The following is a 14,192-nucleotide window of genomic DNA, read 5'->3' as shown; positions in this document are numbered from 1 at the left end:
GGGGGCAGCACACGAGCGCACGCGGCGTCGCGTCCACCGGCCCACTCCACGAGACCCGGACGTCAGGACACCCGGGCCGGTATGGCCGGGCGTACTGTCGGCAGGTCCTCGGACTGACGCTCATAGGTGCTTATGCACGCATGAGTACACCGTTGCGGGACAGTTCCGGATTTGCACCGGATTCCCCTGCGGCGACAGCGAGCATGAGCATACATCTTGTGCCGGGTTCTGGTCGCACCCCTAGATGTTGTGTCGCGGTGACTTCAGAGCGTGTCGGAGTGTCAACTCACAGCGTCAACTCATAAGTGAGGAGCGTGAAGTCGTGGTCCGGCATCGGCCTCCAGTCGCGCTCGGGGGCGCGGAGAAATCCGAGGCGTTCGTAGATGCGGTGGGCGGCGTACATGATGGCCTGGGTCGACAGGACGATGCCGGTGCAGCCGTCCGTGGCCCTGGCCCGGTCGACGCAGGCACGGACGAGGGCCTCTCCGGCGCCGCGGCCTCGTGCCGACCGCGCCACGGCGAGCATGCGGATCTCCGCCTCTCCGGGGCGGGCGAGGTCGGCCATCGGGCCGCCGGACGGTACGAAGGTGACTCCGCCGAGGAGTTGACCGCCCTGCGTGGCCACCAGTACGTCGGCGGCGGCCGCTCGCTTGGCGACGTTCCTGAGCTCGTCGAGGTACCAGTCGGTCTCGCCGAAGGTCAGGAGGCCGTCCTGGAGGTAGGCCTGGGCGGTGATCTCGCCGAGGGTGTCGTACTCGTCGGGTGCCGCCTGCCGGATCACGATGTCCATGCAGGCGAGTGTGCCCGACCGGTACGACAACGGGCCGCCGGATTTCTCCGACGGCCCGTGATCAGGCAACTCTCAGTGGGCGGCACCGGCAGTCGCCGGCGGCAGTTCCACCTGCACACCCGGGTCGCCCGCGTCCGCCGTGTAGTCCGCGGGGGACGTCTCGTCGATGCCCTCCGGGGCCTTGAGTGCCTTCAGGACGAAGGTCAGGACCACCGTGACGGCCACGTTCAGCACGAACGCCGTGAGGCCGATGTAGCCCATCTCGCCGATGCCCGGAATCGCGGCGTTGGAGCCGCCGAAGTGCTTCTGGTCCGGGTTGGTCGGGGAGGCGACGCCGTACGCGGCGACCGTGCCGTAGATCATGCCGACCGCCCAGCCGGCGAGCAGCGCCCAGCGGTGGAGCCAGCGGGTGAACAGGCCGCCGACCAGGGCCGGGAAGGTCTGGAGGATCCAGATGCCGCCCAGGAGCTGGAAGTTGATCGCGACCGTCTTGTCCATGGTGAGGACGAAGACCAGCGCGCCGACCTTCACCAGGAGCGAGACCAGCTTGGAGACCTTGGTCTCCTGCTCGGGCGTCGCGTCGGGCTTGATGAAGTCCTTGTAGATGTTGCGGGTGAAGAGGTTCGCGGCCGCGATGGACATGATGGCCGCGGGGACGAGGGCGCCGATGCCGATCGCCGCGAAGGCCACGCCCGCGAACCAGTCCGGGAACATGTCCTCGAACAGCTGCGGGATCGCCAACTGGCCGTTGGCGACCTTGACTCCGGCCGCGATCGCCATGAAGCCGAGCAGGGCCAGCAGGCCGAGCATCAGCGAGTACAGCGGCAGGATCGTGGTGTTGCGGCGGATCACGTCACGGCTCTTGGAGGAGAGCGTCGCGGTGATCGAGTGCGGGTACATGAAGAGCGCGAGCGCGGAGCCCAACGCCAGCGTGGCGTACGTCCATTGACCCGCCTCGGGCGGGACCAGACCGCCCGCGCCGGCCTCCGTGTACTTCTCGCCCGCCTTCGCGAAGATCTCGTCGAAGCCGCCCAGCTTGATCGGGATGTAGATGATCGCCACCGCGATGACGATGTAGATCAGCGTGTCCTTCACGAACGCGATCATCGCGGGAGCACGCAGACCCGACGAGTACGTGTACGCCGCCAGCACGCCGAAGGCGATCAGCAGCGGCAGGTCCTTCACGAACCAGTTGGTGTCCTCGCCGCCGCCCACGCCCATGACGTCCAGCACCGCCTGGATGCCGACGAGTTGGAGCGCGATGTACGGCATCGTCGCCAGGATGCCGGTGACGGCCACCGCCAGCGACAGGCCCTTCGAGCCGAAGCGGCCGCGCACGAAGTCCGAGGTCGTCACGTATCCGTGCTTGTGCGAGACCGACCACAGGCGGGGCAGGAAGGTGAAGATCAGCGGGTAGATCAGGATGGTGTACGGCACCGCGAAGAAGCCGGCCGCGCCCGCCGCGTAGATCGCCGCCGGGACCGCCACGAAGGTGTACGCCGTGTACAGGTCGCCGCCGAGCAGGAACCAGGTGATCCAGGTGCCGAACGACCGTCCGCCCAGGCCCCATTCGTCGAGGGTCTGCTCGTTGTCGGCCCGGCGCCAGCGCGCCGCCAGGAAGCCCATGACCGTGACGGCCACGAAGAAGAAGATGAAGACGGCGAGTGCGACGCCGTTCACGCCGTCGTTCACTGCGACGCACCGCCCTTCTGAGAGGCGCGCGCACGCTGGTCACGCTGCCACAGCTTGTACGCGGTCATCGTGAGCGCGGCGGAGATGAGCACCCACAGCATCTGGTACCAGTAGAAGAACGGGATGCCGATGAAGGCCGGGTCGACCTTCGCGTACGACCCCACCCACAACATCGCCACGAAGGGCGCGAAAAGGCAGAGGGCGATGACGACACGCACGGGCGTCACCACCGGCCCTCTGCTCGCCTCTGGCGCATCTGACATCTGACGGCTCCGTCCCCTCACTGATCACCTGTGAAACGCGCAGGTAATCTAGGTCACGGCGTCGCAGGAACGGAACCCCACGTCCGCATACCGGTATGTGTTGATTCCGTGTGGGCCTCGGCGGCAGTGGTCAGTGGCAGTCGTCAACAGCAGTCGTCAGCAGCAGTCGTCAGCAGCAGCGGAACCCCTGCCGAGGATCCTTCTCCTGCCGGTCCGTCCGCATCCGCTCGAACGCCCTCCGCGTCGGCACCCGGGCCTGCGGGTGGTCCTTGCGCACGTGGGCGACATAGCGGTCGTACGCCGACTCGTCGGTCAGCTCCCGCACGTACCAGCGCACGCCCCTAAGTGCCCGCCGGAGTGACCGCACGGCGCTCCTCCTCCTTCTCCTCCTTGGTCGGGATCAGCCCGGCCGGGGCCACGATCTTCGACTCGACGTACGGCGCCTCGCTCAGCGTGGACAGGGCGGGGCGGCGGATGTGCCGGACGCAGACGCGCAGGGCGTCCGCGATCACGATGATGATCAGGAGGGCGAGGACCGCCGAAAGGATGCCGTCCACCGTGGAGTTGGTGACCACGGTCTGCATGTCGTCCATGGACTTGGCGGGCGGCAGGACCTTCCCGTCGTCGATGGCGTCCTGGAACACGGACCGCTGCTTGAAGAAGCCGACCCTGGGATCGCTGGAGAACACCTTCTGGAAGCTGGCCGTGAGCGTCACGACCGCGTCCCAGACCAGCGGAACCCCGGTGATCCAGGCCCACTTGAGGCGCCCGGACTTCACCAGCAGGGTCGTGCAGACGGCCAGGGCGACCGCCGCGAGGAGCTGGTTGGAGATGCCGAAGATCGGGAACAACTGGTTGATGCCGCCGAGGGGTTCGTGGACGCCGACCCACAGGAAGTAGCCCCACAGGGCGCACACGATCGCGCTGGTGATGACCAGGCCCGGCTTCCAGCTGACGTTCTTGAAGGGCTTCACGACGTTGCCCAGCATGTCCTGGAGCATGAACCGGCCAACCCGGGTGCCGGCGTCCAGTGCGGTCAGGATGAACAGCGCCTCGAACATGATCGCGAAGTGATACCAGAAGGCGCGCAGGCTCCCGCCGGTGACCTGGGAGAAGATCTCCGAGACGCCGACGGCGAGGGTGGGGGCCCCGCCGGTGCGGGAGAGCAGGGTCTGTTCCTCGACCTGGCTCGCCGCCCTGGCCAGGTCGTCCGGCGAGATCGTGTAGCCGAGGTTGGCGACCGCCTGGGACGCGGAGTCGACGGTGGTGCCGATGACCCCGGCGGGCGCGTTCATCGCGAAGTAGAGGCCGGGGTCGATGATGCTCGCCGCGACCAGCGCCATGATCGCGACCGACGACTCCATCAGCATGGAGCCGTAGCCGATCATCCGGACCTGCGTCTCCTTCTGGATCATCTTCGGCGTCGTACCGGAGGAGATCAGCGAGTGGAAGCCGGAGAGGGCGCCGCACGCGATGGTGATGAAGACGAAGGGGAAGAGCGAGCCCGCGAACACCGGGCCGTCCCCGCGTGAGGCGAAGTCGGTGACCGCGTCCATCTTCAGCGTCGGCACCGCGATGACGACACCGAGGGCGAGCAGGAAGATCGTGCCGATCTTCATGAAGGTGGAGAGGTAGTCGCGGGGCGCGAGCAGCATCCACACCGGCAGGATCGAGGCGATGAAGCCGTACGCCACCAGCCAGATGACCAGGGTGGAGGGCGCGAGGGTGAAGGTGTCGGCCCACGAGGACTCGGCGACCCAGCGGCCCGCGACCAGCGCGAGCAGCAGCAGTGCCACGCCGATGAGCGAGACCTCGGAGACCCGGCCCGGCCGCAGGACGCGCAGGTAGAAGCCCATCAGCAGGGCGATCGGGATGGTCATCGCGATGGAGAAGGTGCCCCACGGGGAGGCGGCCAGGGCGTTGACGATGACCAGGGCCAGTACCCCGAGCAGGATGATCATGATGGCGAAGGCGGCGAGCAGGGCCGCGGCCCCGCCGAACGGGCCGATCTCCTCGCGTGCCATCTGGCCCAGCGACCTGCCGTCCCGCCGCGTGGAGAAGAACAGCACCACCATGTCCTGGACCGCGCCCGCGAAGATGACGCCGACGATGATCCAGATCGTGCCCGGCAGATAGCCCATCTGCGCGGCCAGCACCGGCCCGACCAGCGGTCCGGCGCCGGCGATCGCCGCGAAGTGGTGGCCGAGCAGCACGCGCCGGTCGGTGGGGTGGAAGTCGATGCCGTTGTTGAGGCGTTCGGCCGGGGTGGCCCGGGTCCGGTCGACCTTGAGCACCTTGTACGCGATGAACTTGGCGTAGAAGCGGTAGGCGATGGCGTACGAGCCGAGGGCGGCCGCCACCATCCAGGCGGCCGAGACGTTCTCACCCCGGGAGAGCGCTAGCACGGACCAGCCGGCGGCGCCGACCAGCCCGACGACGGTCCAGATGACGATGGTTCGGACGTTCGCGGTACGCACCGGGGAGTCCTCCCGTCCATGCGGCGACGGGAGGACCGTAGAGCAGGAGCGGCAGTTGCGCTACACCGCGTGCATGACTCGACCGGCCGTTTGAATCACTCGACAGGCCGCTTCAGACGGGCGACGAACTTGTAGCGGTCCCCCCGGTACACCGACCGCACCCACTCCACCGGCTGTCCGTCCCGGTCCAGCGAGTGCCGGGACAGCATCAGCATCGGCAGGCCGACGTCGGTGCCGAGCAGACCCGCCTCGCGCGGGGTGGCCAGCGAGGTCTCGATGGTCTCCTCGGCCTCGGCGAGATGGACGTCGTAGACCTCGGCCAACGCCGTGTAGAGGGACGTGTACTTGACCAGGGACCTGCGCAGGGCGGGGAAGCGCTTGGCGCTCAGGTGGGTCGTCTCGATGGCCATCGGCTCGCCGTTCGCCATGCGCAGCCGCTCGATGCGGAGCACCCGGCCGCCGGCAGTTATGTCGAGGAGCTCGGCGAGGCGGTCGTCGGCCGTGATGTAGCCGATGTCCAGGAGCTGCGAGGTGGGTTCGAGGCCCTGGGCCCGCATGTCCTCGGTGTACGAGGTGAGTTGGAGCGCCTGCGAGACCTTCGGCTTGGCGACGAAGGTGCCCTTGCCCTGGATGCGCTCCAGGCGCCCCTCGACGACCAGCTCCTGGAGGGCCTGGCGCACGGTCGTGCGCGAGGTGTCGAACTCGGCGGCAAGCGTCCGCTCGGGCGGTACCGGCGTCCCGGGCGACTGCGTCTCCGTCATGTCGAGCAGGTGCTTCTTCAGGCGGTAGTACTTGGGCACGCGCGCGGTACGGACGGTCGCCCCACCCTCGTTCTCCGCACTGCTGACGTCGCTGCTCATGCTCTGCCTTCCCGGCTCCGGATGCGGATCACATCGTGATCCCTTCTGTATACCGTCGCCGTCTCTTTTGGTCTAGTCCATAGAGGCGAGTGGTCTAGCGGACGAGAGTACTCCGAGGTCGGGGATTTCGCTGGCTTCTTACTTAAAGGTTCCTGCATATGTAGGTCGCATAACGGCTGGTCGGAGGCCTTTCGAGCACTCTTGACACGCGTCATGGTCTGGTCCAAGCTCCCGGTACTGGTCTACACCATTGGTCCAGTCCCGGCCCCGTAGGCGGTACCGGGGGGGCATCCCTGAGGAGGGTGGCGTGAAGCGCAAGCTGACAGCCGCGATCGGTATCGCGGGCATGATGGTGTCCATCGCGGCGTGCGGGGACAGTGGCAGCGGAAGTTCGGACAACAGCGGCGCGGACGCCAAGGAACTCACCGTCTGGCTCACCGTCGACGCGCAGAACAACTGGCCCGAGCTGGTGAAGGCCGCGGATGCCGCGGTGAAGAAGGAACACCCCGGCATCAAGATCAAGCACGAGTACTACGGCTGGCCGGACAAGAACACCAAGCTCGACGCGGTCCTCGCCACCGACAAGGCCCCCGACGTGGTCGAGATGGGCAACACCGAGATGCTCAGCTACATGGTCAAGGGCGCCTTCGCCCCCGTCGATGCGGCGGAGTTCGACAACTCGGACGCCTGGCTGGACGGCCTCAAGGCCTCGGTGACCTACGAGGGCAAGACCTACGGCGTCCCGTACTACGCCGGCGGCCGCGTCGCCAACTGGCGCAAGGACCTCTTCGCCTCGGTCGGCGTCAAGTCCACGCCGAAGACCTACGACGAGCTCACCGCCGCCCTGGACAAGGTCCAGAAGAAGGAGGGCGACAAGTTCAGCGCCTGGTACCAGCCCACCCGTGACTGGTACGCGGCCATGTCCTTCGTCTACGACGCCGGCGGCTCCATCGCCGTCGAGTCCGGCGGCCAGTGGAAGGGCAACCTCTCCTCGCCGGAGTCCATCGAGGGCCTGAAGGCGTTCAAGAACGTCGTCGACAAGTACATGCACGGCGACAAGACCAAGGACGAGTCCGACCGTTACATCGTCTACGGCCAGGGCAAGTCGGGCATGATCTTCGCCCCCGCCTGGGAGGGCGCGACCGCCGCGGCGAAGGAGAACGACAAGACCGGCAAGCTCGAGGGCAACGTCGAGAACTTCGTGATGCCCGGCCCGTCCGGCAAGAACCTCCCCGTCTTCCTGGGCGGCTCCGACCTCGCCGTCCCGGTGAAGTCCGACGCGCAGGCCGTCGCCGCCGAGTGGATCAACGCCTTCGCGGGTTCCTCCGGCCAGAAGGGCCTGATGGCCAAGGGCAACCTGCCCAACAACAAGACCGACCTCGCCACGCTGAAGAACGACCCGGCGACGGCGGTCCCGGCCACCGCGGCCGAGTCCAACTGGTTCGTCCCGATGGCGCCGGGCTGGGGCCAGGTCGAGAAGGCCCAGGTCCTGCAGACCATGCTGCAGTCCATCGGCACCGGCAAGAAGTCGGTCGAGGCCGCCGCGAAGGAAGCGGACGCCGCGATCGACAAGGTCGTCAACACCAAGTGACCACCAGCGGGGCCCCGTTGAGAGCGACGGGGCCCTGCTTCTCGTACGACCTGCCCATGCGGGGCGTTGCTTGCGTACGAGGGCTTCGTACGACCTGAGGGACCGCTGAGGAGCGCACGGATGAGTGCCGACACGACCACCCCCGCCAAGGTGCCGCCGCCGCGGCAGGCACCGCCACCACTGCCTGTGGCGAAGAGGCCGGCCAGAGACCGGAGTTCGGCCGGCACCCCCTGGCTGCTGCTCGCCCCCTGTCTGCTGATCCTCGCCCTGGTGATGGGCTATCCGCTGGTCCGCCTGGTCACCCTGTCCTTCCAGAAGTTCGGGCAGTCCCAGCTGTGGGGCTTCCAGCCGGCCGAGTCGGTCGGGTTCGACAACTTCGCGGGCGTGCTGGGCGACGGCGAGTTCTGGGCGGTCGTCGTCCGCACGATCGTCTTCGCGGCCGGCTGCGTCATCTTCACGATGGTCGCCGGCATGCTGATCGCGCTGCTCCTCCAGCGGGTCTCCGGCTGGGTGAAGACCCTCGTCAACATCGCGCTGGTGGCCAGCTGGGGCATGCCGATCATCGTCGCCACGACGGTCTTCAAGTGGCTGTTCGACGCGGACTACGGCATCCTCAACGCGATCCTCAGCAAGCTGCCCGGCGTCGATCTCGTCGGCCACAACTGGTTCGCGAGCGGGCCGCAGGGTCTGGCCGTGATCATGCTCCTGGTGGTCTGGGGGGCCGTGCCCTTCGTCGTGATCACCCTCAGCGCCGGACTCACCCAGGTCCCGGCCGAGTTGGAGGAGGCGGCCCGGCTGGACGGCGCGGGCGCCTGGGGCGTCTTCCGTTACGTCACCCTGCCCATCCTCAAGCCGATCATCGTGATGCTCACGACGCTGTCGGTCATCTGGGACATGGGCGTCTTCCCGCAGGTCTTCGTGATGCGCAACGGGCACCCGGAGGCCGAGTTCCAGCTCCTCACCACCTACTCGTACGACCGTGCCTTCGTCGTCAACGACTACGCGCAGGGCTCGGCGATCGCCCTGCTCACCGTGTTGCTGCTGCTCGGGGTGGTCGCGGTCTACATGCGCCAGATGCTGAAGATCGGGGAAGTCGAATGAGCAGCATGAGCACGGTCACTGTGCGGGGCAGGTCCCGGCTCGGCTGGAACCTCCTCGGTCTCCTCGTCTTCGTCATCGCGGGCTTCCCCGTCTACTGGATGCTCAACACGGCCTTCAAGCCGGCCAAGGACGCCATCGACCCGGACCCGAGCCTGCTGCCCACCGGCATCACCTTCTCCAACTTCAGCCGGGCGCTGGACATCGCCGACTTCTGGGGCCCGGTCGGCCGCAGCCTCATCGTGTCCGTCTCGGTGGTGGCGATCGGCATCGTCATCGGGCTGCTGGCCGCGCTCGCCATCTCCCGCTTCGCCTTCCGCGGCCGGAAGATCGTGATCGTCGGCATCCTGGCGGTCCAGATGGTCCCGCTGGTCGCGATGATCATCCCGGTCTTCCTGCTGCTCAACGACCTCGGCCAGTACGACAAGTTGTCGGGCCTGATCCTCACCTACCTGACCTTCATCCTCCCCTTCACGGTGTGGACGCTGCGTGGCTTCATCGTCAACATTCCGAAGGAGCTGGAGGAGGCGGCGATGGTCGACGGCTGCAGCCGCACGTCCGCCTTCATCCGCGTCGTCTTCCCCCTCCTGGCCCCCGGCATGGTCGCCACCTCGGTCTACGCCTTCATCCAGGCCTGGAACGAGTACCTCTACGCCCTCATGCTGCTCAGCCAGGAGAACCAGACCGCGACCGTCTGGCTCGGCAACTTCACCACCAAGCACGGCACCGAATACGCCCCGATGATGGCCGGATCCACCATGATGGCCGTGCCGATCGTCGTCCTGTTCCTCCTCGTCCAGCGCAAGATGGCCGCGGGCCTGACCGCGGGCGCCGTGAAGGGATAACGCCACCCGATGACGACATTCGCCAGCGGCACAGACACCCTGACGCGAGACGCCCTCACCGTCCTCCAGCCCGGTTTCACCGGCACCACCGCCCCCGACTGGCTGCTGCGCCGCCTGGGCGAGGGCCTCGCCTCCGTCGGCCTGTTCGGCCGCAACATCGCCACGCCGCAGCAACTCGCCGCCCTGACCGCCCAGTTGCGCGCGGAGCGGGACGACGTCCTGGTCGCGATCGACGAGGAGGGCGGAGACGTGACGCGCCTGGAGGTGCGGACCGGCTCCAGCTTCCCCGGCAACCACGCCCTGGGCGCGGTGGACGACGTGGACCTGACGCGGGAGGTGGCCTTCGAACTCGGCCGCCGCCTCGCGGACTGCGGCGTCAACTTCAACTGGGCCCCGTCGGCCGACGTGAACTCCAACCCGTCCAACCCGGTGATCGGCGTACGGTCCTTCGGCGCCGCCCCCGACCTGGTCGCCCGGCACACGGCCGCCTATGTCACCGGCCTCCAGTCGGCCGGAGTCGCCGCCTGCACCAAGCACTTCCCGGGCCACGGCGACACCGCGGTCGACTCCCACCACGCACTCCCGCGCATCGACGCGGACCCGTCGGTCCTGTCGGAACGCGAACTGAACCCGTTCCGCGCGGCGATCGCCGCCGGCACGCGCGCGGTGATGACCGCGCACATCCTGGTCCCCGAACTGGACCCCGACCGTCCGGCAACGTTGTCCCACCGCATCCTCACCGACCTTCTGCGCGGTGAACTCGGCTACGACGGCCTGATCGTCACCGACGGCATGGAGATGCAGGCCATCGCCGGCACCTACGGCATCGAGCGGGGGAGTGTTCTCGCCATCGCCGCGGGCGCCGACGCGATCTGCGTGGGCGGCGGCCTGGCCGACGAGGAGACGGTACGACGCCTGCGCGACGCCCTGATCGCGGCGGTACGCACGGGCGAACTCCCCGAGGAGCGCCTGGCGGAGGCGGCGGAACGCGTCCGGGCACTGGCCCGCTGGGCGTCCGCGGCATCGGCGACCGGCCCGGACGGCACCGCCGACCCCGAGGTGGGCCTGCGCGCGGCCCGCCGCGCCCTGACCGTGACCGACGCGGCGGGCTTCACCCCGCTCACCGAACCCCCCTACGTCGCCGCCTTCACCCCGGTCGCGAACTTCGCGGTGGGCGACGAGACCCCGTGGGGAGTGGCCGCGGAACTCACCCGCCTGCTCCCCGGCACGGAGACGGGCAGCTTCGCCGGCGAGGACGCGGGCAGCGCGGCGCTGGAAGCAGCCGGCTCCCGCCGCATCGTGGCCGTCGTCCGCGACGCACACCGCCATCCCTGGATGACGGCGGCCCTCGACACCCTCCTCTCCGCCCGCCCCGACACCATCGTGGTCGAAATGGGCCTCCCGCAGGCACCTGCGAGGGGAGCCCTGCACATCGCGACGCATGGCGCGGCTCGTGTGTGCGGCAGGGCGGCGGCGGAGATCATCGCGGGGGAGTAACCCCTACGACGAGACAGGCGCCGGTTCCCTCGGAGGGAACCGGCGCCTGTGGCTTTTAGGGGCGGGGAACTGCGCGACCAGCCACAAACGACGCGCACCCCGCAACGGACCGAACCCGGCAGACGAGACCGGAGTCTCTAAATCCCCTGCCAGTCAGGCTTGTTGACAAACGTGTGCCGAAAGTAATCCGCAAGCTTCAGCTTGGACGCCGCACCCTCATCGACAACAACCGTCGCATGCGGATGCAACTGCAGCGCCGAAGCAGGGCACACCGCGGCCACCGGCCCCTCCACGGTCGCCGCGACCGCATCCGCCTTGCCCTCGCCCGTCGCGAGCAGCACCAGATGCCGCGCCTCCAGAATCGTCCCGATCCCCTGGGTGATGACGTGATGCGGCACCTGCGAGATGTCCCCCTCGAAGAACCGCGCGTTGTCGACCCGCGTCTGCTCGGTCAACGTCTTGATCCGGGTCCGCGAGGCCAGCGAGGAACACGGCTCGTTGAACCCGATGTGCCCGTCGGTCCCGATCCCGAGCAACTGCAGATCCACGCCCCCGGCGTTCGCCAGCGCCGCGTCATACGCCTCGCAGGCCCCCTGCACGTCCTCCGCCGTACCGTCCGGCCCCATGAAGGAGGACATCCCGATCCCGAGCGGCTCCAGCACCTCGCGCCTGAGCACCGAACGGTACGACTCCGGATGCTCGGCCGGCAGCCCCACGTACTCGTCGAGCTGAGCGATCCGCGCCCGCGCGGAGTCCACCGCACCGGACCGCACCTTCGCCGCCAGCGCCTGGTAGATGGGCAGGGGCGTCGAGCCGGTGGCCACCCCGAGCAGGGCGTCGGGCTTGCGCCGGAGCAGCTGCGCCATGGCCTCGGCGATGAGCTCGCCGCCCGCCTTGGCATCCGGAACGATGACAACTTCCACGCTGGGCCTGCCGATCTGAAAGTGGGGACTCAACCGGTACCTGGAAGGGTCAGGTGGTTTAGACCAATCTAACAGAATCGGCCCCTGTCGCCCAGGTCGGCGAAGGCCACCTCGGCTCCACGCGGAGGACGCGCGCCATTCCCCGCGGGGGAGTGGAATGGTGCTGTCGGTGCGCAGCGCCCACACGATGTGCAGTGCTCACAGGACGTGCAGTGCTCACACGACGTGCAGTGCCCACACGATGTGCAGCACCCGCACGATGTGCAGCACCCGCACGGTGAGCACCCAGACCCGGGAGGCCCCCCACGATGACCGCCACGACACCGGACCCGCTGAGCGAACTCCCCGGCCGGATCATGGCCCGCGAGATGGCCGAGCAGCCCGCCGTCCTGCGGCGCATCCTGGACGAGGGCGCCCCGGGCATCCGCAAGGTCGCCCAGGAGATCGCCGCCCGCAGGCCCCGCTTCGTCCTGCTGACCGCCCGTGGGACCTCCGACAACGCGGCCCTCTACGCCAAGTACCTCCTCGAGGTCCGCCTCGGCCTGCCCTGCGGCCTGACCTCGATGTCGACCACGACGGCGTACGACGCCCGCCCCGACCTCACCGACGTCCTCGTCGTCACCGTCAGCCAGTCCGGCGGCTCCCCGGACCTGGTGGCCTCGACCCGGTCCGCCCGAGAGGCCGGCGCCATCACCCTCGCGGTGACCAACAACCCCGACTCCCCGCTGGCCGGCGTCTCCGAGTACCACGTCGACATCATGGCCGGACCGGAGAAGGCGCTCCCCGCGACCAAGACTTACACCGCATCCCTCCTCGCGCTCTATCTCTTCGTCGAAGGCCTGCACGGCGGCGACGGAGCCCCCGCCCAGGTGCTGCCGGACCTCGCAGCCCAACTGCTCGCCCGGCAGGACGAGGTCCGCGCCCTCGCCGCCCGCTACCGCTTCGCCGAACGCATGGTGATCACCTCCCGCGGCTACGGCTATCCCACGGCCAAGGAGGCCGCCCTCAAGCTGATGGAGACCAGCTACATCCCGGCGCTCGCCTACTCCGGCGCCGACCTGCTGCACGGTCCCCTCGCCATGGTCGACAACGTTTCCCCGGTCATCGCGGTCGTCACCGACGGCAAGGGCGGCGAGGCCCTCCAGCCCGTCCTGGACCGGCTGCGGGGCCGGGGTGCCGACCTGGTCGTCGTCGGCCCCCGGAGCCAGGTCGAGCAGGCCTCGGCCGGCTTCGTCCTGCCCACCGAGGGCGTGGCCGAGGAGGTCCAGCCCGTCCTGGAGATCACCCCTCTGCAACTGCTGGCCTACGAGGTCACCATCGCCCGCGGCCAGGACCCGGACGCGCCCCGCGCCCTGGCGAAGGTGACGGAGACCCGCTGAGCCGGACCCGGCCCTACGTCAGCGATCCCCCCGTCGCGTCCACCCAGCTCCCCGTCACCCATCGCCCGCCGTCCGACGCCAGGAACGCCACCACGTCCGCGACGTCGGCGGTCTCGCCCACTCGACCCAGCGCGGAGTATGCCGCCGCGTTCGCCCACGCGTCCTCGCTCGCGTGCAGCAGCTCGTGCGTGTTGTCGGTGGCGATGATGCCCGGTGCCACCGAGTTCACCGTGATGTTCCGCGGGCCCAGCACCTTGGACAGGTCCCGGGAGAAGACGTCCAGGGCTCCCTTCGTCATGGCGTACGCCATGTTGTTCGGCATGGCCGCGGTCCGGGCCAGCCCCGACGAGACGTTGATGACCCGGCCGCCGTCGCGCAGTCGCGCCATACCTTGCTTGACGACGAAGAACGGCGCCTTCACGTTCACCGCGAAGACCCGGTCGTACTCCTCCTCGTCGATCTCCTCGATAGGCCGGGACACCCCGATCCCCGCGTTGTTCACCAGGATGTCCAGCCCGTCCGCGTGTCGGTCGAACTCCTCCCACAGGGCCTCGGTGTCGCCCGGTATCCCCAGTTCGGCCCTGATCGTGAAGGCCGAGCCGCCCGCCGCCTCGATGGCGGCGACCGTCTCCTTCGCCGCCGTCTCGTTCCTGCCGTAGTGCACCGCGACCCGGGCTCCGTCCCGCCCCAGCCGCTCGGCGATCCCTCGCCCGATGCCCCTGCTCGCCCCGGTCACGAGTGCCGTCCTGCCCGCAAGCACGCCCATGTCGGCGCCCC

General features: G+C 68.7%; 13 protein-coding genes and 1 riboswitch. Of the genes, 5 read left to right on the top strand and 8 right to left on the bottom strand.

The window, feature by feature from the left end:
- Nucleotides 1-82: 82 nt before the first annotated feature.
- A riboswitch (cobalamin riboswitch) is annotated at nucleotides 83-211 on the bottom strand.
- A 75-nt stretch (nucleotides 212-286) separates the two neighbouring features.
- The 6 genes from IG08_RS0100255 to IG08_RS0100230 form a co-directional block, all read right to left on the bottom strand.
- Nucleotides 287-790 carry a GNAT family N-acetyltransferase gene (locus tag IG08_RS0100255; RefSeq protein ID WP_030594423.1) on the bottom strand — a complete coding sequence of 168 codons (504 nt, stop codon included), beginning with the start codon at nucleotides 788-790 and terminating at the stop codon, nucleotides 287-289.
- Between the two features lie 72 nt (nucleotides 791-862).
- Nucleotides 863-2,482: a monocarboxylate uptake permease MctP gene (gene mctP / locus IG08_RS0100250; RefSeq protein WP_030594420.1), complete on the bottom strand. Its 1,620-nt coding sequence runs from the start codon at nucleotides 2,480-2,482 to the stop codon at nucleotides 863-865.
- Nucleotides 2,479-2,745 (bottom strand): DUF3311 domain-containing protein, encoded by a 267-nt coding sequence (locus IG08_RS0100245; protein ID WP_030594417.1) that lies wholly within the window; start codon nucleotides 2,743-2,745, stop codon nucleotides 2,479-2,481. Before IG08_RS0100245 ends, mctP begins: the two co-directional genes overlap by 4 nt.
- Nucleotides 2,746-2,914: 169 nt before the next feature.
- Nucleotides 2,915-3,112, bottom strand: a complete 198-nt coding sequence (locus IG08_RS0100240; protein WP_030594413.1) for a YbdD/YjiX family protein — start codon at nucleotides 3,110-3,112, stop codon at nucleotides 2,915-2,917.
- A complete protein-coding gene (locus IG08_RS0100235; RefSeq protein WP_030594411.1) occupies nucleotides 3,087-5,222 on the bottom strand; it encodes a carbon starvation CstA family protein in 2,136 nt (711 codons plus the stop codon). Before IG08_RS0100235 ends, IG08_RS0100240 begins: the two co-directional genes overlap by 26 nt.
- Nucleotides 5,223-5,317: 95 nt before the next feature.
- Nucleotides 5,318-6,082: a GntR family transcriptional regulator gene (locus IG08_RS0100230; RefSeq protein WP_030594409.1), complete on the bottom strand. Its 765-nt coding sequence runs from the start codon at nucleotides 6,080-6,082 to the stop codon at nucleotides 5,318-5,320.
- A gap of 307 nt (nucleotides 6,083-6,389) precedes the next feature.
- Between IG08_RS0100230 and IG08_RS0100225 the strand changes: the two genes are divergently transcribed.
- From IG08_RS0100225 to IG08_RS0100210, 4 genes are all read left to right on the top strand, one after another.
- Entirely contained in the window at nucleotides 6,390-7,673 is a 1,284-nt protein-coding gene (locus IG08_RS0100225; RefSeq protein WP_030594406.1) for an extracellular solute-binding protein, read from the top strand.
- A 120-nt stretch (nucleotides 7,674-7,793) separates the two neighbouring features.
- On the top strand, nucleotides 7,794-8,774 hold the full coding sequence (locus IG08_RS0100220; RefSeq protein WP_030594405.1) for a carbohydrate ABC transporter permease: 981 nt from the start codon (nucleotides 7,794-7,796) through the stop codon (nucleotides 8,772-8,774).
- 5 nt (nucleotides 8,775-8,779) lie between these two features.
- Nucleotides 8,780-9,616: a carbohydrate ABC transporter permease gene (locus IG08_RS0100215; RefSeq protein ID WP_420823270.1), complete on the top strand. Its 837-nt coding sequence runs from the start codon at nucleotides 8,780-8,782 to the stop codon at nucleotides 9,614-9,616.
- Nucleotides 9,617-9,625: 9 nt separating this feature from the next.
- Nucleotides 9,626-11,113 (top strand): glycoside hydrolase family 3 protein, encoded by a 1,488-nt coding sequence (locus IG08_RS0100210; RefSeq protein ID WP_030594401.1) that lies wholly within the window; start codon nucleotides 9,626-9,628, stop codon nucleotides 11,111-11,113.
- 137 nt (nucleotides 11,114-11,250) lie between these two features.
- Here the strand turns inward: IG08_RS0100210 and nagB are convergent, their stop codons facing one another.
- Nucleotides 11,251-12,036, bottom strand: coding sequence for a glucosamine-6-phosphate deaminase (gene nagB, locus IG08_RS0100205; RefSeq protein ID WP_030594398.1), 786 nt, complete (start codon nucleotides 12,034-12,036; stop codon nucleotides 11,251-11,253).
- Between the two features lie 308 nt (nucleotides 12,037-12,344).
- On the opposite strand from nagB, the gene IG08_RS0100195 reads away from it, so the two are divergent.
- Nucleotides 12,345-13,415 carry an SIS domain-containing protein gene (locus IG08_RS0100195; RefSeq protein WP_030594394.1) on the top strand — a complete coding sequence of 357 codons (1,071 nt, stop codon included), beginning with the start codon at nucleotides 12,345-12,347 and terminating at the stop codon, nucleotides 13,413-13,415.
- Between the two features lie 13 nt (nucleotides 13,416-13,428).
- On the opposite strand, the gene IG08_RS0100190 is transcribed toward IG08_RS0100195, so the two are convergent.
- A complete protein-coding gene (locus IG08_RS0100190) occupies nucleotides 13,429-14,181 on the bottom strand; it encodes an SDR family oxidoreductase (protein WP_030594392.1) in 753 nt (250 codons plus the stop codon).
- Nucleotides 14,182-14,192: the final 11 nt, after the last annotated feature.

It is taken from the genome of Streptomyces fulvoviolaceus, from assembly GCF_000718165.1.
Taxonomy (GTDB): domain Bacteria; phylum Actinomycetota; class Actinomycetes; order Streptomycetales; family Streptomycetaceae; genus Streptomyces; species Streptomyces fulvoviolaceus.
Note: the sequence above shows the minus strand (reverse complement) of the source record. Positions and strands in the feature narration are given on the sequence as shown.

Bases quoted from the DNA above. Each gene is read 5' to 3' on its own strand.
- IG08_RS0100255 (WP_030594423.1), bottom strand. From the start codon at position 790: ATGGACATCGTGATCCGGCAGGCGGCACCCGACGAGTACGACACCCTC.
- IG08_RS0100245 (WP_030594417.1), bottom strand. From the start codon at position 2,745: ATGTCAGATGCGCCAGAGGCGAGCAGAGGGCCGGTGGTGACGCCCGTG.
- IG08_RS0100230 (WP_030594409.1), bottom strand. From the start codon at position 6,082: ATGAGCAGCGACGTCAGCAGTGCGGAGAACGAGGGTGGGGCGACCGTC.
- IG08_RS0100220 (WP_030594405.1), top strand. From the start codon at position 7,794: ATGAGTGCCGACACGACCACCCCCGCCAAGGTGCCGCCGCCGCGGCAG.
- IG08_RS0100215 (WP_420823270.1), top strand. From the start codon at position 8,780: ATGAGCACGGTCACTGTGCGGGGCAGGTCCCGGCTCGGCTGGAACCTC.
- IG08_RS0100210 (WP_030594401.1), top strand. From the start codon at position 9,626: ATGACGACATTCGCCAGCGGCACAGACACCCTGACGCGAGACGCCCTC.
- IG08_RS0100195 (WP_030594394.1), top strand. From the start codon at position 12,345: ATGACCGCCACGACACCGGACCCGCTGAGCGAACTCCCCGGCCGGATC.
- IG08_RS0100190 (WP_030594392.1), bottom strand. From the start codon at position 14,181: ATGGGCGTGCTTGCGGGCAGGACGGCACTCGTGACCGGGGCGAGCAGG.